This is a genomic window from Mycobacterium sp. E1214 (assembly GCF_001666755.1).
In the GTDB taxonomy this organism is placed as follows: Bacteria; Actinomycetota; Actinomycetes; order Mycobacteriales; family Mycobacteriaceae; genus Mycobacterium.
The window spans coordinates 1-17,395 of record NZ_LZJC01000164.1 but is presented as its reverse complement, the minus strand read 5'-3'; the positions used below and the strand labels follow the sequence as shown (position 1 = coordinate 17,395).

Annotated in this window: 18 protein-coding genes; 10 read left to right on the top strand and 8 right to left on the bottom strand. The window is 62.2% G+C overall.

All coding sequences use genetic code 11. From position 1 onward, the window contains the following. Nucleotides 1-167: 167 nt before the first annotated feature. The 3 genes from A5700_RS23125 to A5700_RS25685 all read right to left on the bottom strand — a co-directional run bounded on the left by A5700_RS23125 (nucleotide 168) and on the right by A5700_RS25685 (nucleotide 1,378). Entirely contained in the window at nucleotides 168-449 is a 282-nt protein-coding gene (locus A5700_RS23125; RefSeq protein ID WP_068205054.1) for a hypothetical protein, read from the bottom strand. A 300-nt stretch (nucleotides 450-749) separates the two neighbouring features. Further along, nucleotides 750-1,139 (bottom strand): type II toxin-antitoxin system VapC family toxin, encoded by a 390-nt coding sequence (locus tag A5700_RS23120; RefSeq protein WP_068069200.1) that lies wholly within the window; start codon nucleotides 1,137-1,139, stop codon nucleotides 750-752. Then, nucleotides 1,136-1,378, bottom strand: a complete 243-nt coding sequence (locus A5700_RS25685) for a type II toxin-antitoxin system Phd/YefM family antitoxin (protein ID WP_082960444.1) — start codon at nucleotides 1,376-1,378, stop codon at nucleotides 1,136-1,138. Before A5700_RS25685 ends, A5700_RS23120 begins: the two co-directional genes overlap by 4 nt. A gap of 124 nt (nucleotides 1,379-1,502) precedes the next feature. Here A5700_RS25685 and A5700_RS23115 point away from each other — a divergent pair, with 124 nt between their 5' ends. Genes A5700_RS23115 through A5700_RS26365 form a run of 3 tightly spaced genes read left to right on the top strand, consistent with a single transcriptional unit; the run spans nucleotide 1,503 to nucleotide 2,287 of the window. Continuing rightward, complete coding sequence (locus A5700_RS23115) at nucleotides 1,503-1,784, top strand: type II toxin-antitoxin system Phd/YefM family antitoxin (protein ID WP_068069198.1); 282 nt, start codon at nucleotides 1,503-1,505, stop codon at nucleotides 1,782-1,784. Nucleotides 1,785-1,804: 20 nt separating this feature from the next. Beyond that, nucleotides 1,805-2,068, top strand: a complete 264-nt coding sequence (locus tag A5700_RS23110; RefSeq protein WP_068205052.1) for a type II toxin-antitoxin system RelE/ParE family toxin — start codon at nucleotides 1,805-1,807, stop codon at nucleotides 2,066-2,068. Between the two features lie 18 nt (nucleotides 2,069-2,086). Further along, nucleotides 2,087-2,287 carry a hypothetical protein gene (locus A5700_RS26365; protein WP_156671396.1) on the top strand — a complete coding sequence of 67 codons (201 nt, stop codon included), beginning with the start codon at nucleotides 2,087-2,089 and terminating at the stop codon, nucleotides 2,285-2,287. Between the two features lie 20 nt (nucleotides 2,288-2,307). Here the strand turns inward: A5700_RS26365 and A5700_RS23105 are convergent, their stop codons facing one another. The 3 genes from A5700_RS23105 to A5700_RS27260 form a co-directional block, all read right to left on the bottom strand. After that, nucleotides 2,308-4,800, bottom strand: coding sequence for a S8 family peptidase (locus tag A5700_RS23105; protein ID WP_156671395.1), 2,493 nt, complete (start codon nucleotides 4,798-4,800; stop codon nucleotides 2,308-2,310). Beyond that, entirely contained in the window at nucleotides 4,793-5,770 is a 978-nt protein-coding gene (locus A5700_RS23100) for an AAA family ATPase (protein ID WP_068070883.1), read from the bottom strand. Before A5700_RS23100 ends, A5700_RS23105 begins: the two co-directional genes overlap by 8 nt. Nucleotides 5,771-5,838: 68 nt before the next feature. Beyond that, on the bottom strand, nucleotides 5,839-5,970 hold the full coding sequence (locus A5700_RS27260) for a hypothetical protein (RefSeq protein WP_255377979.1): 132 nt from the start codon (nucleotides 5,968-5,970) through the stop codon (nucleotides 5,839-5,841). A gap of 971 nt (nucleotides 5,971-6,941) precedes the next feature. Between A5700_RS27260 and A5700_RS23095 the strand changes: the two genes are divergently transcribed. After that, complete coding sequence (locus tag A5700_RS23095; protein ID WP_197502857.1) at nucleotides 6,942-8,081, top strand: hypothetical protein; 1,140 nt, start codon at nucleotides 6,942-6,944, stop codon at nucleotides 8,079-8,081. Nucleotides 8,082-8,830: 749 nt separating this feature from the next. Here A5700_RS23095 and A5700_RS25675 read toward each other — a convergent pair. Beyond that, a complete protein-coding gene (locus tag A5700_RS25675; RefSeq protein WP_231973824.1) occupies nucleotides 8,831-9,439 on the bottom strand; it encodes a maleylpyruvate isomerase family mycothiol-dependent enzyme in 609 nt (202 codons plus the stop codon). 48 nt (nucleotides 9,440-9,487) lie between these two features. Beyond that, complete coding sequence (locus A5700_RS23090; RefSeq protein WP_197502858.1) at nucleotides 9,488-11,632, bottom strand: MMPL family transporter; 2,145 nt, start codon at nucleotides 11,630-11,632, stop codon at nucleotides 9,488-9,490. A 194-nt stretch (nucleotides 11,633-11,826) separates the two neighbouring features. On the opposite strand from A5700_RS23090, the gene A5700_RS23085 reads away from it, so the two are divergent. The 6 genes from A5700_RS23085 (at nucleotide 11,827) to A5700_RS23070 (ending at nucleotide 17,180) form a co-directional block, all read left to right on the top strand. Then, nucleotides 11,827-12,441: a TetR/AcrR family transcriptional regulator gene (locus A5700_RS23085; RefSeq protein WP_068205048.1), complete on the top strand. Its 615-nt coding sequence runs from the start codon at nucleotides 11,827-11,829 to the stop codon at nucleotides 12,439-12,441. Between the two features lie 49 nt (nucleotides 12,442-12,490). Next, complete coding sequence (locus A5700_RS27130; RefSeq protein WP_231973825.1) at nucleotides 12,491-13,006, top strand: hypothetical protein; 516 nt, start codon at nucleotides 12,491-12,493, stop codon at nucleotides 13,004-13,006. Nucleotides 13,007-13,281: 275 nt separating this feature from the next. Then, on the top strand, nucleotides 13,282-13,569 hold the full coding sequence (locus tag A5700_RS23080; RefSeq protein ID WP_156671394.1) for a hypothetical protein: 288 nt from the start codon (nucleotides 13,282-13,284) through the stop codon (nucleotides 13,567-13,569). 416 nt (nucleotides 13,570-13,985) lie between these two features. Beyond that, on the top strand, nucleotides 13,986-15,239 hold the full coding sequence (locus A5700_RS26355) for a hypothetical protein (protein WP_156671393.1): 1,254 nt from the start codon (nucleotides 13,986-13,988) through the stop codon (nucleotides 15,237-15,239). 174 nt (nucleotides 15,240-15,413) lie between these two features. Then, a complete protein-coding gene (locus A5700_RS23075) occupies nucleotides 15,414-15,614 on the top strand; it encodes a hypothetical protein (RefSeq protein ID WP_068070879.1) in 201 nt (66 codons plus the stop codon). 147 nt (nucleotides 15,615-15,761) lie between these two features. Next, the gene (locus A5700_RS23070) at nucleotides 15,762-17,180 is read left to right on the top strand and encodes a hypothetical protein (RefSeq protein ID WP_156671392.1); all 1,419 of its coding nucleotides are present in this window, start codon (nucleotides 15,762-15,764) and stop codon (nucleotides 17,178-17,180) included. The last annotated feature ends 215 nt before the right edge of the window (nucleotides 17,181-17,395 follow it).

The following is a 17,395-nucleotide window of genomic DNA, read 5'->3' as shown; positions in this document are numbered from 1 at the left end:
TGCCCGCGGAGGTGCATCCCGCCCGGCCAATCCTGGGCGTCTGTCTCCCGGTCGGGAGAGGCGCGTGGCGCGTCGCGGGGGAGCGGCTGCTGTCGCCGAAGTAGCGCGGGCCGGAGAGGGACACTCCACTTTTCCAGGCTTTGAAGAAGGCGGGTCGTGGAAGGTTCTCACGTTTGCCCCCTGATGGATTCGATCACGCGGTCGGCGAGTTCAGACGTGCCGATGTCTTCGGGCACTTCATATGTGGTGCGGCCGGCCTGCCAAATGTGCCCGTTAGGTCCGCGGTGATAGACGTTCACATCCACTGGCTGGTGTTGCTCGTCGTCGTCGATCTCACAAACCCAGCCGCCACTAGTGTCGCCGCCTTCGTCTGCGACGTCGTCGCAAGTGGCGAAGGCGCTCCACCCCCGTGAGCGCAGTTCGTGTGCAAGGGATTCCGCGGTGGCCATCAGGGTCCTCCTTCGTATTGTCGCCTCACTCGGCCGGCAGCGAGTCGATGGCCTCTGTGATGCGGCGCTTCATGGTGTCGATAAGATTCGACCGCCTCGGTGAGCGTGTCGAGGATGGCCGCGCGGGCTTCACCGGCCTCGGGGGTCAGGGAGGCCCCGAGGGGCTGCCAGTCGGATCGCAGCCAATCTCGGACTTCGCTTAGTGACCCGCGGGCGGTGTCGAGTGGCGACAGACAGTTGGCGAACATCTGTGCGCGGGTGGGAAGTTCAGTCATCGTTAGCTCCTGGTGGGGGTGGGGCTCAGGCTCGCAGGGTCGGGGTGAGGGCGGCTTCGAGGATCTTGGTGTCGCGAGTCGCGATGGTGAGATTGCGGCGCAGCGCCTGGGCGACGATGACGCGATCGAAAGGGTCCTTGCGATCCCAGGGCAGTCGGCCGGCGAGGATGGCGTCGGAGGACTCGATCGGAAGCTCGGCGGCGCTCATGTCAGCAATGATGCCGGTCCAGGCCGACAACAGCGCTTCGCCGTCGAGGCGACCCAGTCGCGTTTTGATGGCGATTTCCCAGGCCGAGGCTGCCGTGACCCACAGGTTGGTGTTCGGGTCGGCGAGCACCGCTAAGGTCTCGGCGTCCAGATCGGACGGCGCGCTCACGAGCCACAGAAGCGTATGGGTGTCCAGCAGCACGTTCACGAGTTGGCGTCGCCTTCCCAACGTGCGAGTTCCGTTTCGGGCAGCGGTTCGTCAAAGTTGTTGGGCACAACAAGTTTTGGCAACTGTCCGAACTGACGAGGTACCGGCTGGACAGGTACGAGTTTGGCAACTGGCCGGCCATGGTTTGTGATGGTCACAGACTGCCCGGTGCGTTCGATGTCGGCGAGCAGGGCATTGAGGCGGTTCTTGGCCTCTGTACTGGTCACGGTCGTCTCCATGGAGCCAGCCTACATCCGTCGCGCCAGTAGCGCTAGTCGCTCTAGCTCGCCTAGCTTACATAACGTAGATTATCGGCCTCGAATTGAGGTCGCGTGCAGACCTTAATCCAGGTACGATTGTGCTATGCGGATCATATCGATCACGGACGTCAAGGCCAAGATCAACGAGTATGTCGACGTGGTGCGCGAGACTCGTGATCAGATCACGATCACCAAAAACGGTGCACCCGCGGCGGTGCTGATCGGCGTTGATGAATGGGAATCCATTCAGGAGACTTTGCACTGGCTGTCCCAGCCGGGGCTGGCGGAGTCGGTTCAACAGTCTGAGGCCGATGTCGCGGCCGGCCGGACGTATGGCGAGGATGAGATCCGAGCCGAGTATCAAGTCCCTCGGCGGTCGCGCTGAAGGTGTCCGACCCCCAGGGCATGTACACGACCCAATTCACGGGCACTGCAAAACGGGACCTCGACAAGTTGCCGCCGCGCATCCTGGCAGCGGTCATCGAGTTCGCCTTCGGTGACCTGGCCCGGGGACCACGTCGCGTCGGTAAGCCACTCGGGCGTGAGCTGGCCGGTTACCACAGTGCCCGCCGTGGCCCCTACCGTCTCCTCTACCGTATCGACGATGAAACACAGACCGTTTGGGTCCATCGCGTCGACCACCGAGCCGACGTCTATCGACACCCGTAGACGATGTAATTTGTCACGGTGACGAAACTGTGGCGGCGCGCCAGGCTCGCACCGCGTTGTCCGCTGTTAGGACTTGGCGCGGCGGGCAAGTTTTGCCGGTTCCTCGATGAAGAGGGTCTTGCCTTTTGGCGGATCGATCCTGCAAGCAAATTCGTTGCCCAAACCGGGAGTCAGGCACACGTTTTGTCCGTCGGCGAATGGCTGGATCTGGCCGTCTGACGACCGCCTCTGAGTAGTCCTTATGTGCTCACGCCCACACCCACCCGTGCCTCGAGCTGTTCGCGAACCTCTTGGTAAACATCTACTTGCAGTTCAGGGGCGACCCAGAGGGAGACCGCGACCGCGAAATCGACGAGCTCGCCGTTCAACCCGCCGGCCTGTGCCCGGCACTGCACCGTCAGCTCGAACTCGTCGCCTCGACCGTAAGGCACGGCCCGGTTCACCTCCCACACCGTGTGCTGCACGGTGCCGCGCTTGGTAGCGTCTGCCTGAACGTCGAGCGCCTTGCCGAGTTCCGTGAGGCCCGTCGGCTTCGCGAAAGACAGAGCCGCCCTTCGGTATTGGCGGTGTCGCCAGTTCACCGGCGACAGCCACGCCAGCGTTGCCGTCAACCGTTTGACACCGGTCTGCTGCAGACCGGACGGCAACGGCACCGCTACCACTCGCTCCTGGTTGGCTCCGATTGTTCCGGCGCAGACGATCGTCGCCTCGTTGGCTGCACACCCCCTCGACAGGATGCGCGAAAGCACGCCGTACCCGTGGGCGTGTGCGCCGATGCGGTCATCGACCAGCAGATCCTGCGGGACCCGCGCACCGTGGGTCAGAAGCGCCTTGGTCGCCGCTGCGATCGCGGCACGCGGAAGCGGCTCGTCCGCGATCCGCCACAGCACGTCCACCAGCTCGGCAGCTTCTCTGGCAACTATTGCCGCCGCTGGACTGGTGCCGGAGGTGAAGACGAGCGAATACCCATCCGCAGCGGCGACTTTGATGCCGGGTCCGAGCCCAGCGGACGTCGCCGGGACGAGGACATTGTCCCCTTCGAGTGGCGTCCTGTAGTAGGTGCGGCCGCCTGGGGCCACCAGATCGGGTTTGATCGATCTGCGATGCCCGGAACCTAGCGCGCTCACCGGGTTGACGATGTGTGAGCCGGCCGCGGGATCGAACCGATACGGTCCCGGCGGGATGTCGCCGGCGGCGTCCTGGCTGAGCGCTCCCACTGTCACCGCGTTGATCGCGTCCGCGGGTGCCAGCAGGCTCCGGCGCGGGAATGTCTCGGCCACCGCCCGGTTCACGGCCTCCGCGCGGTCGAGTCCTGTCAGGTCTGAGACTGACGCGGCCCCCTCCGCCACCGGCAGGGGAAGATGATTGCCTGCCGAGACCACCACGACGACCCCGTACAACGAGCTCAGCCAGTCGAGGGTCCGCGCCCACGCCGACATCACGCGGTCGAACGGCGCGCCTGGATCCCCGACCGAGAGATTGACTACGACGATCGAATCCCCGACGGGTCCGGACGTGCCGTCGCCCTCGAACAGTTCTCTGAACACACGGCGCATGAGGTCGGGAGCGAGTTCGTCGCGGCGAAGCTCCTCGATGCCGTCGCGCGTGGCCGGGTTCGGCGTGAGGATGGGGCGTACGAGCACTGGCCTGGCGGCCGGCGCTGTCGACGACGACAGGTCCCCCCACACCGCCACCGAGGCCATCGCCGTCCCGTGCTTGCGCTGGCCTGTGCTTGACGCACCGGCCAGATCGTCCGGATCGTGCACGACGAGACGGTCGGCCAGCAGCGGGTGATTGGTCACGGGGACGCCGTCGAGAACGCACAGCACCGGAGGACCGGAGGGTAGCGGGTGATCCGGTTCGGCGGCGTCTGAGGAGGGCTCGGAAAACAGGAATGACTGCGAAGACGCCCGGACGTACATCACGTGGGTGGACTTGACGACATCCACCGCGTCGTGGTCACCGCGGGCCAGGGCGGCCAAGGTACCGCTGGGCACTAGCGCCTTCATGCCGTGGAACCCGACCTCGTCGACGCGCGCGGTTGAAAGAACCGAGCCCCCATCGGCGGTGACAATCGCAGCGATGTCGCGCTCAGCCCGGTCGCGCAGGGCCGGCGACAATCGGTACCAGAGTTCGATCTCGATCTCGTGCTGTGTGTCGGGCAACAGCCCCGCGAGATACTCAGACCAGTCTGTGGTCCGCACTCGGTCCAGCGGGCCCCATGGTCGGACGTCTTTCAGGTGCGCGAACAGTTCTCGCAGTGGCGTGTAGCCGTGGGGCAGTCGCTGGCTACGTTTCCACTCCGCCCAATAACGCAGCAGTTCCTCCATGGCGGCCCGGTTGAGACACACGGCGTGTATGCATCCAGGCACGGGCAAGGACTGGTCCTTCGACCTGCGCGGGAAGTCGGGATCCGGTTCGGATTCGGTCTCGACCTCGGTGAGAATCTCGAACCCGAGGTTCTCGGCGACATTGGTCAGATCGACCCGCTCATCCAAACCCTCGAACACGACCACCAGTTCGGGGTCGCTCGCGCCCAGGGAGGCGACAAAGTTGATCTGATCGCCGAAGGCGCCCTCAAGCGCCTCGAACCTGGAGTCCAGCCGCTCCCCCTGCCGCCTACCCCCGGGAACGTCGACCTTGGGACTGTTGCGGGCGGTGGAGATGACGGGTGTTGGAGGCCGCAACCGACCCCAGAGGACCGGGCGGCCGAGACCGACCGGCTCAGTCACCGGACTCCGGCTTCGCGCGTTGTGCCCAACTCTTCAAGAGCCGTGTGGTGACCTCGGAGGGGCTCGCGTCGAACCCGTCGAGGATCTGGCGCCTTTGCACGTCTAGCGCAAAATCTTCAAGCTCGGCGTAACTCGCGTCGCGCAGGCGGTCGGCGACCGTTCGCTCGGAGAGCCCGAAGGAGACGCCGGTTTTACTCGACCACGCTTTCAGCCACTCCACCTTCCCGTCCCGAGACGCGCATGGCAGCGACAGGCGAAGCTGCATCCGCCGCCATACCGCTCTGTCCAGCAGCTCCGCGTGATTGGTCGCCGCGACTACGACCACGTGCGTGGGAAGCCTGTCGATCTGCAGCAGAAGGGAACTCACCACTCGCTTAATCTCGCCGGTCTCGTGTGTATCACCGCGTTCCTTGGCGACCGCGTCGAACTCGTCGAAGAAGAGCACGCACGGCTGCACGCGCACAGCGGCGAACAATGCTTCGAGCCTGCCCGCGGTTTCGCCAAGAAAGGACCCGATCAGGGCCTCGTACCGCACGGACATCAAGGGCACTGCGATCTCTGTCGCTAACGCCTCGGCGAACGACGTCTTGCCGCTGCCGGGTGGGCCGGCCAGCAGCACGCGGTGCCTGGGCTCGACACCGTGGCTCCGTAGTAGGTCCCGCCGCTGATGCTCCTCGATCAGGTCGGTCGCCTGCTGCCGCACGGCGACCGGCAGGACGAGATCGGCCATCCGTCTCAAGGGTTCGATCTCGTGGAAGAGGCCCGCCGACTCGCGCTGGCGCGACAGCGGCGAGACGGTCGACGCGGCGCTACGGCGACGGGTCAAAGCTTCGGCGAGCTGCGAGGCGAGCACGTTATGTTTCTTGGCGTTCTCTTCCGCTATCAGGGCTTCGGCCGCACGTCGGAACGCGAGATCGTCGCCGCCGGCACCCGACTGAACCAGCGCAAGCAGCAAATCGGACCTCGCCATGCCGCTCTCCTTCCGCTGTTCCTCATCCTCCCAGACGCTTACCTCCTGGGGGACGACACGCGCAAGTGTCATCGGTGGCGGCTCGCCTCGGCCGCTCTCAGGCCCTGTTCCTGGGCCAGCCGCACCAGCTCCACCGCAGCCTGCTGCTCGGCCGATTGCTCAGCCGACTTCTTCTTCGTCGCACCATCCAGTGTCGTCATCACGGCACCTTCCCCGCCGAGCATCGCTCAGCGTGTCAGTGCCGGAAACACCGTTAATCCGACAGTCCCATGGGCCGCACTGTCGACGTGTGGGTGGGTGCTATGCGGTCGACGTATGTCGGGCAGGGCAACTCCCATCCCAGGCAGCATCTCAGAGCGGCTACCCGTCATCGCCGTGATAGGACCCTCCGGCCTGCTTCACAGGGGCCGGCGGAGGCTCGGCTCGGTGCCATCTGATCGATGTACACGGCAGGTACTTCTTCATCGAACGACCACAGAAGGAGACCACCGGTGCTAGGCGACCGCGGCACTATGGCCTCGCGCACGGCCAGATATAAGGGGGGCCCGATTGGTGTTCACTGCGCCCGAGACTTTGTCGGTGAACACATGGCCGAAGTCAACCCCCTCGGCAGCGAGCGCGGCTATCTGAGCATTGAAGTCCTGGCCCGGAGTGCTCACCTGCGCGTACCCCAGAATCGCTGTCACAGCACCTACCGTCTCATTGCCCTCCGACAACGAGGATCTGAGACACGCGCTGTGAGACAAGAAACGAGACACTCTGACCTGGACGATGCAGGCACCTGCTCGGACACCTGGGCTGGTTGAACATGTCTCGGTACGCACTGCTGGAGTGCTGAACGCGCGCCGACCTTAGAATTACCACAGATAATTCTTATTTTTCTTAATTTTGTTGTATCGTCAGATTTCCGTGGGACGAAGCAACGCCCTGCGCTGGCGACAGAAGGGGCCGAGATGGCCGAGAAGCGTTCGCACCCCGTGATTTTGGGTGCCGGCATAGCGGGGTTACTGACCGCTCGAGTGCTCTCGGAGTTCTACGAGTCGGTGACCGTGGTGGAGCGAGACGTCCTGCCGGATGGTCCAGAACACCGCAGAGGCGTGCCGCAGGGACGTCACCTGCACAATCTGCTCAGCGGCGGCATCCAACTAATTGGCGAGTTATTCCCCGGACTTTGGGCGAACTCGCGGCCGCCGGCGCCGCTGTCGACGACGGCGACGACATGTCACGGCTGTATATCCGCCAGGGCTGCTACGAGCTGACCCCCTCGGGCACCTTCAGCGATCCCGGACCGTTAGCGGCATACCAGGCCAGTCGCCCGTTTCTCGAGTATCACCTTCGTCGTCGGGTCGCCGACTTGGCCACCGTCACGATTCTCGACCACCGCGAGGTGACCGAGCCGCTGATGACGGCCGATACCGTTACAGGTGCGCGAATCATCAATCAGACCAGAGCTGTGACCAGCACTTTGGATGCTGATCTGGTGGTCGACACGACCGGGCGCGCATCACGCACACACGCCTTCCTCGAAAGCCATGGTTACGGTCCCATCCCGCACGACCGAACCCCCGCGACGTGGGGATACTCCAGTCAACTCCTGCGCATCCCACCCGGACGCATCAACGAGCGCATGGCGTTCATCAACCAAGGTAACTCGGCACCGGGCGTCGTTCTGATGGCCTACGAGCACGACACCTGGATGCTGGCAATCTCCCGCCCCGTCAAGTCCGGCGGTCCTCCGAAGAACTTCACCGAGATGCTGGAAACTGCTCACCGCATCCTTCCCCAGGCCATCAGCAGTGCCTTGCACGATGCGACACCGATCGGAAACATCGCGAGTTCGCGAGCAACAGCCGGACGATGGCGGCGCTACGACCACATGCCGCACCTTCCTCACGGCATGCTCGTGTTGGGCGACGCACTGTGCACACTCAATCCCCTCTACGGCCAGGGCATGACCGTGGCCGGTCTTCAGGTGCTCGCCCTGCGCAACTGCCTCCAAGAAGGCGACTTCGACATAGTGCGACGCTTCTACAGCGCTGCCGCTAAACACATCGCACCTGTCTGGAAGATGAACCACGTCAACGACAGACCAGCCGATCCAAACCCTCGCCTACCGGTGAGGCTACGCAACGGGATACAACGAGCAGCGCTTAGAGCCGCCACGCACAACATCATCGTCACCGAACGGCTCCTGCGAGTCCGTGGACTCATCGATCCCCCACAGCGCCTGCAGGACCCAACCCTGCTCATCGAAATCCTTGCCACCACCCTCCGCAATCCACGCCGAAAAACCGCGCGATCAATAGGGTGACGTGAAACAAGATCTGACCCTTCTCGATTCTCTAGAAGTGAGACACACTCGCGTGACTCGATTCAGAGGTGCCGCTTCAATACCGACCACCGACCCAGGCCCTAGTTATCCCTCGGTCCTCTTCGAATTTTTAACCCGCTCATCGGATTATGTCGGCGAAAGTGGCGCCTTCGGTCAGCATGATAGGAGGCTGTTCGGGCCAGCCAGCGTGGACCATGAACCAACGTTCCCAGGTCTCAGGATTGATGACAACCGTCCATACTTGCTCAGCGGCAGCGGTCAAGTTCTTGGTGGCTTCGACGTGTGGCATTCGTCTGCTCCTAGGACGGGGCGCAACATGCGTGATATCGGACGGACGGTGAGCCGGCGCTGAACTTCTGCGACAGGACTTTTCGGAAGCGAAGACGAAATTACGGTGGCGAGTGTGCGTGCACAAGCGCGGCCCTAGACGGGTAAGTGCGGCACCGACACCTGACCAAGGAGCCGAAACTGTGGGGGCCGCGGGGCTGCACACGAGCACAGCGATGGCTAGAAGCTTTCAAGCACAAACGATGCCGCGACTTCCGCTCCAAGCACTACGTCTGTAACGGATCTTGTGTTGGTGCAATCGGTTCGCGCGCGTCGAGAGGTCCCTGCGGTGGTGCAACCCGTCGGCGCTGCGACGCCCGCTTCGGCATATCCGCCTAAAATTTTGGTGGGTCACGGTCGGCTCGCAATCATGTGCAACCGCGGGTATATGTTGGGGCAATTTAGGCGAGAAGTCTTTGAGCCAACAACCTGACACCTTCACCTTCCAATTCCGGGATAACCGCACTGCGTCCCACCATGGCGAGAGCCAATGCCTCACCGCTTCCACGGACCTCGGGACCAGGCCCCCGTGTCCAATCAATATCTAACGCAACCCATTTGAGGCCGCGGACATAACGGTGGGGCTTCGCAAATGGATCTGCGTTGCTAAGGGTGTGACGTAGTCGCGAATCATGAATCATCCTCGACCGATTGAGCGGCCGGCGAACGTCTTGATGGTGTACAACAAGGTCGGCAAGCATGACGCCTGGCATGGTAAAACTCGCCCAACCCCGACCAATGGTGGATTCGAGGCGGTTGATGAGGTCCTCGATAGGCAGGGTCTTCGCTCGGTCGACGAAATGTTGGTTGACGCGATCGGCAGAATGCTTCCTCATTAGCGCCGCAGCGTAGGCAGTAATAGAAAACGTGTCGACCATCAAGTGGGCGACCACATCTCGCACCAACCAACCCTCACAGAGCGACGGGACCAGCCAGTCGTCGTGCGACAACGTTCTGAGGAAGTCCACCAAGTCGCGACGCTCGGCGGCAACCATGGTGCGCAGCTCCACAGGTCATCTCCCGGAGTATCAGCGCAACCACTGAAGCGTGGATGCGTTCTATGCGTAAGGACTCTCACCAAACGCCTTCTCGTTCGCAGGCGTGACTTGTTTTTCCCCCGGCCCGGCGTTGGCGCCCGGTGCTGAGTCTGACCGACGCGGACTCAGGCGAGCGTGCAGTGTCCGTAAGAGACTGGGCGCCCACCAATTACGGTGACCGAGCAACGTCATCAAAGAAGGAACAAGAACGGCTCGGACGATGGTGGCATCCAAGATGACGGCCAAAGTCGCCCCGAGGCCCAACTCTTTAACAAACACGACGCGCGAGAACAGCAACGCCGACATTGATAGACAGAGGAGGCCGGCCGCCGAGGTCACGATGCGACCAGTGTGCTTATAGCCGGTAGCGACGGCTTCACGATTATCCTCTCCGTCATCATGTGACTCCTTAATGCGACCCAACAAAAACACCCCGTAGTCGGTCGACAAGCCGAACGCTACAGCGGCCAGCACGATCGGCGAGGTCGAATCCAAAGCGTCCTGCTTAGCGGCTCCCAGCAGCCCAGCAAGATGGCCTTCTTGGAACACAAAGGCGACGCTGCCAAGCGCTGCGCCGAGGGACAGGGCATTCATGACGACCGCTTTCGCGGGCAGGACCACCGAACGCGTCATCATGAACAAAACTAAGATCGTTGCGGCCATCAACACCGCCGCGGCGGGCAACAAGTGCTTGCCCAAGCTCCTGTTTAGCGCCAGTGCGTCAGCGGTGGGGCCTGTCAGCCGGAATCCGTACGGCGAGGCAAGTCGTTCTACGCGGTCGATAGTGGCCCGAGAAGCAGCGGAAATAGGCGCGCCACCCGGCGTCATAGCGATCAGCCAGTGCCTGTCGTCCAACAACCGTGGTGGCGCAACCGAGGCCACCCCGGCCACGGCCCTCACTTTGTTCGCGAGAGTTCCCACGTCGGCCCCGGCATCGGCAGGTGCGTCGACAATGATTTGTTCTTCATCACTGATCGGAGCCGAGAAATCGCGATTCATCGCCTGTGCGACTTGACCGGAAGACACCGCAGCGGGCAAAGAATCCGGTGTAAGGATGCTGGTGAAACGAACGTCGAGCAGTGGGGACGCCAGCAACATTAAAGCTGCTGCTGCAAGCATGGCCGATAAGGCGGGCCGGCGCATGACGCGGTCAGCGATGCGCCGCCATCGTGCCGCAGTGGGATCCTGGTCTCGGCGCTGCCACCGCAAGGGAGCGAATAGCTCAATTCTGCCGCCCAACGCGGAAAGGATTGCGGGTAAGATTAGAAGCGCGTAACACAGCGCCGAAGCGGTAACTAAGATGCCGGCGATGCCCATTGAGTGCAACACTTCTTGCGGGAAAATCAGCAAGCCTAACAGCGCCGAGGCAATAGTCAACCCAGAGAACAGCACCGTGCGCCCAGCCGTAACCATTGTGGCGCGAAGCGCTGCAGTCGCATCGCTGGCACCGACTAATTGCTGGCGAAAGCGCGAGACGATCAACAGGCTGAAATCGATGGAAAGACCTAAGCCAAGTGCAAACGTAAGATTCAAACCGTACACCGACATGGCCGTGAACTGCAGCACTATGCGCATTCCAAGTAAAGCCAGCAGGACGCAAGTCGCACCGCCCACCAACGCGACCAGCGCGGCGACGACGCCTCTGAAGATGATGATGAGCAGTCCGAAGAGCAGCGGAAAAACAATCATCTCCGCAAAGGTCAAGTCATGAATCACCACTTCGGCGCCCTGAACGTCGGCAACCGTCGGACCGCCGAGGCGAACGTGTCCCGCTAAATCAGGGTTGTCGGCGAGTTGTTTCTGGAGTTCAGACACCACCTCCTTCTCAACTACCCGCCCAACCTTCGCCAATAAGACAGTTTGGTGACCGTCACGCGAGATGAGCGCCGGATTCGCAGCAGAGTGATAGTCGAGGACCTGCCGTACTTCACGGCGATGGCGAAGGATGTCGATGGCGGCCTGCACCCTTGGCGGAGGCGGTAGCGACGCGTCGATGTGTTGATCAGTACGCACCAACAACGCATAACCCTGAAGACTGTCGATACCGGTGGCTTGCTCGATAACGCTGCGCGCCTGCACATTGCCGGCACTCGGGTCGTCCCAGTCGTTCCACCCGCTTGTCAACCTCGCATGCAAGCCCACGCTCGCCACTGCAGCCAGGGCCACCAGAAGACCTGCGCTAACGAGCACGATGCCGCGCCGATGACCCATCCACCTGACTAGCGCATTAAACATGGCAACTCCCGATCACGATTCGATGCTCAGGCGCTGGTGCCTCAGCCGCGCAGTGTGGCAGACTGATATATGCCCACCGACTTACAGTCGGAAACATTCGGAAGGAGGCCAGTAGTATTGCGACCGTGACCGGCACCAAACCCGGCCGACGTGAGAAGTATGCCGCTCAAACACGTGCCGCCGTCCTCGATGCGGCGAAAACGCTGTTCATCGCGAACGGCTTCTATGAGACTTCAGTTGATGAGATCGCCCAGGAGGCTGAAGCGAGCAAAGGCGCGGTTTACCACCACTTCCGCGACAAGCGTCAGATCTTTGTTGAGGTTTACCGCGCTAGTCAGGAAGTAATCGTGCGCAAGGTCATCACCTCAATGGCCACGTCTACCGGCGACCCTTGGGATCGAGTCGCCATGGCGCTGCGGCTATTCCTACGCAGCTACGTCAACGATGACGACGCCCGAGCACTGCTCCGCCAAGTAATGGGTGTTTTGGGGTGGGAAGGCGTGAAGGCCCTAGATGAAGAGACGGCCCTTCCCTTTCTTCGTGCCACGTTGAAGGAATTCATAGCAAAAGGTTTCGCACGTAAAGTTCCGATCGACGCCACTGTCGAGATCTTTTTCAGTGTTTTTTCTAATGCAATCTTATACATCGCCGCGTCTAGCGACCCGGACAACGCCTCGGACGAGGTGGAGCTTGCTGTCTTGTGCGCCCTTGAAGGGCTTAAGGCACCAGCAGATAGTTAATGCTGCGGGCCGCAGGCATGTCTGAACGAACGCCAGGAGAGTGCAGCTCATGGCCCACGCGATCGGCAACCGTCAGTTGTATGTGACGACAGCGCTCTTGACGTTCTTTGTGGCTCCAGCCGCGAATGTCGAGATCGCCACGGCTGCTCCGAGTACCGCGACGGCGGTTCCTCTGAAATCAGTTCTGCGGCATTGCGATTTCAGCCAAGCCTCCGTCAGCCCTCGGATCACTCGCGAGGGCTTCGCTTCTGGCATGACCGCAATACGGACCACTGGATCGGCTGTCTATGCAGAGATCCACTTGCTGAACACGGACCAGCCGGGCGGCCACTACCAAGCAACGTTGATCGAGTTGCCCCGCCCAACGTCAGCTGGTTGCGGAGAAGGAGATCCCGGCACCGTCTCCTCCGAAATAGACCTTGACGCGCGTGGTGAGGCGACGATGTTGCGGCAATGTTTGGTCGAGCCGGGGACCACCGGTATTTGGGTGAGTGTCCAGCGGCCGAACCCGCACTCCCAATCTCCGCTCGAATACTACAGTTCAGAGTTCGTGGCTCACTTATGATGTGCACTGGTAGATTACGGCGATCCGGAGCTTTGATCGAGGACGGGATCGTCGATGGCGGACACCACCCATCCACCGGCACGGCGAGCCGGCAATTCATTACGCGCGGTCATAACCTATGACGCCCGAATGCTCGCAGCAGCAGCCGACCTCGGGCTCTCAACAGCTTCCCACGTTAACGACTTTGACCAACCGGTCGCGTCGCCGGGCGAAATGGGCTGGGTGACGGGAGTCCGGGCAGTCCGCGGCGAATTCGGGCGTTGCAGAGGTTAGAGATGGGAGATGCGACGACGATGGCCGACCACAAAGAACCTGACGTGAACGTTTACCACTTCCGGTATGACGCCACGGGCCTGCTTGGCAAGCAGATGAGGCTCGTTGACGAACTGCCCACCAGTGATGCCGGCCATATCCAAGAAGGCCTCATCGGTGTCAGCGCCGTAATCTGTCTCGACGACACGCCCAGTGTGACGCATGACCTCACTGTGCACCCGTTGGGCCAGCCTGACAGTGTGGGGCGTGTCGAGTTTCGTCAGCTCGCTTTCTACGACGAAGCGCAATAGCACGCCTTGACCACGGACGGCAAAGAACGACGTTCGCAAGCGCATCCACAATCGCCGCGACATTCCCGGTTCGAGTTACCTGCTGCCAAAATTGATTGCGTCGATCCTCAACACTGGCCAACGGCTCACGTCTATCCGTTCGGCGTTCGGGCGCCGGCCAGCTCGGACGATGTTGATCCATACCGGCGCGCGCCCGCGGCTTGATCGAAGACCCCTTGACCAGCTGACGCAGCCCAGCCCGTATCGCGCGTCGAGGGTGTCGATACGGCTTTTCGACCCGGGCCGACACCCGCCCGGCCTTCCCGAAACAGGGCGCTCCGTGGCTTGCTAGTGCTGCCGCATCGTCTCGGCCCTGCGTTGATAATTGCCACTCCGCGGCCGTGGCGTGGTAGTTGGGCGGCGGTTACGTTTTGTGGGTGAGTGTTGCAGCGTTTGTGGCCGGTGTGAATCGGCTGCTGGCGCGCGCTCAAGAGATGTACCCAAGTGGCGGCGCAGGTGCGCAATTGCCCACCCCGGGGTCTAGTGCGACGCCGACACTGCCTGCGGGCGCGAGCGGGCTGGGCGCCAGGGCCGCCCGGGCGGGCAGCTTATACCAACGGCTCCAGCTCGCGGCCGCGGATTTGGACCAGGAGCTCGCGCGTGCCACCGCCCAGGGTGGCTTGATCGGTCAGCAGGGCCGTGGTGCTTCGAAGCTGATTGTTGACCAGGCTCGCGTCATCGGAGCCCAGGCCGAGACCGTCGGACGGTCGCCCGCGGGTGCACGGTTAATCATCGCCGCGATGGACCAGCAGCTAGCCGCAATGCACAACCAGCTGAACACCACGAAGACCCAGAACCAGGCCGTTTCGGCCAGCTTGCGTCACACCGCCTCCGAATACCAGACGCTGTCCAACGGAGCGAAAGGCTCCCCGACCGAACCGCCCTCGCATTCCGGTAAACCCAACGGCCACATCCAGGCCGCCGGCCACGGCTGGAAACAAGCCCCCGACCAGCCGGACACCCCTACCGATGGGCAGCTCCCCGAGCCGGTCAGTCGGCTAGGACTACCCAACTACACCCCCGGCTCACTACCTGACGAAGAAGCCCGCACCGTTTACCTCAACGGTGAACTGCGCATGCGCGAACTCAACGAACAACTCATCAAGCAAGGACTCAACGCCGAACAACGAGCAAAAATTATGTTCGAACAACGTAATGCGCTACGGACCTGGATTCGCGACATCTCCAGCAATAGGGCCGATGCCGAAGGCCTGAACAAATCGGACCCGAACATGTCGTGGGAGCAAGTGAAAGCGAAGTACCAAGCCCAAGGACTCACCGGCGACGATTTGTACAACACCATCGTGGAGCGATCGACCGCCAGTCGTGCCAGCGTCAACCAAACTCACGGCCTCGACCCGGAGCATCCGCCCCCACTACCGCCGATACGTCCATCACCTTCCTCAACCCTTCCGAATGAACCGCCAGTACCTAAGCCGCACGTAACAGAGCCACCAGCACCTCGGTCAGCGGGGCCTCCAGCCGAGGGAGGAGGTAAGGGGTTCCCGTTGCCAGGCGGCCCATCAATACCCTTTGGACCACACGTCATACCTCCACCGCACGCTCACAAGCACTGGCCGACAGAGACCCCGGAAGACGAATGGAATGAAGGCCCTGCAAGCCAGCACTAAACTCGCGCAGCGACCAAGATCACGCCCCACAAAGGCAAGGGCACACCCTCTATTGTCAGCACTCCAGAGGATGATCAAAGCATGACTCCGGTTCAACACACACCCGAAAAGGGACCCTCATTCCGGCAATTCCGCTATGACACAACCGGTCTGTCAGGAAAAAGGCTCCGCCTCTTGACCGACGTGCCAACAAACGACGCGGGATACCCACAAGACTTACCGAAGGGCATCACCGACGTCATCGCGATCGACGACACTCCCAACATCAACCTCAGCGTGCGCGTCCACCCACCAAACGACCCAGCGAAAATCGCATTTGTGGCGTTTGATCAGCTCGCCCTCTACGACGAACCCCCCCAAGGCCCGCCCACCTGAAGATGCAAAGCGGCGAACAGGTTCGTGCTTACAGTCCGTCTCGCGCCCGAAGAGACGAGAACCACCACAACCCCCCTCGGCCGAAGAATTCATGATTGTTGCGCCGTGGCCGTGGCGTGGTAGCAGGGCGGCGGTTAAGTTTTGTAGGTGAGTATTGCAGCGTTTGTCGCCGGAGTAGATCGGCTGCTGACGCGCGCGCACGAAACCTATCCAAGCGGCGGCGCCGGTGCGCAACTACCCACCCCCGGGCAAAGCGTGACGCCGACACTGCCTGAGGGCGCCAGCGGGCTAGGCACAGGGGCGGCCCGCGCGGGGAGTTCATATCAACGGCTCCAGAACGCGGCCGCGGCCCTGGACGAAGAGCTCGCCCGTGCCGCCGCCCAGGGCAGCTTGATCGGCCAACAGGGCCGAGGGGCCTCGAAGGTCATTCGTGACCAGGCTCGCGTCATCGGAGCCCAAGCCGAGACCGTCGGACGGTCGCCCGCAGGCGCGCGGTTAATCATCGCCACGCTGGACCAGCAGCTGGGCGCAATGCAAAGCCAGCTGGACACTACGAAAACCCAATACCAAGGCCTCACAACGAAATTACGGCAAGTCACCGCCGGATATCACGCCCTAGCTTACGGAGAGCAACCGCCACTGAGCCCCACATCCGGAGACCCCCCACCAGAGGCGCCGACCCCCGAAGCCGACCGGCGGCGCAACCAGATCGACGCGTTCAAAAAGCTGTTCGGACGCGAACCCACCAGCTCCAACGACTGGATCACCGCCGCGGCGCTCGACCCGCACAGCTACGACCCCAAAAACGGCGGAGTGCCGCCCAACATCGTCGTTGGCCGAATCAAACCCGTTCCCGGCCAAGGAGTCGTCCGAACCAACCTGTTCATCCCCGGTGAAAAAGCCTGGACCCCCTTCGGAGACAACCTCGGCGACAACCGAGGATTCAACCCCGACGCCGGTCCAGAGGAATCTCGCGTCACCATCTACACCGACTACGACAACGGCATCGTCGTGGCGCGCCAAAATCCCTCCGTCATGCAATCAGCCGGAGAAGTCAGAAGACAGGCCGGAATCCCGGATATCCAAGTCAGCCAGAACCCCAACGGCGCAGTACTCATCAAGTACCACGCCGCTGACCCGTTCTCACCCGGCGGCGAGGACATCGCCAAGGCCACCCCGTGGAACGTCAACGGCAACCTCGTCATCAAACCCACGCCGACCGGCCCCATCGCCGGCGGAACCGTATCAAGCTTCCCCGCGATCGAAATCTACAACGACAACGCCGGCCACACCGTCGACCTAGGGCACATCATGCCCCGCAACACCTCACCCTTCGGCCCCTTAGCCGGACTGCCGTTCTCACAAATGATCGGCCCACAACTGATGGGCGAATTCCCCGACACCATGGTTCCCGGGCTATACGAACCAACGCCACCCGCACACCTCCCCCCTTCGTTGCCGCACCCTCCAACCGTCGCGCGCATACCCGTACCCGTAGTCATCCCCTACCCGTCGGTCAACCTGGGAGACGTCGCCAACCCACCACACGTGCCCATCGGAAAATGACCTAGCCCGACTGATCGCTTCCGAGAACCCACATCTGAGGAGCGCCTCAGGATGTCACTTCGAGGCAATAAAATAGAAGGCGTGATCAGCGCAATGCAGTGGATGCACGAAAAAGCCTGGCGCCGCGCCATTCTGGCCGGCGCGACGCTTGGTGGAATTGCATGGGGCCTATTTGCGGCCTACACCGTCGGCGCACCGGCTGACCAAGCCCACGC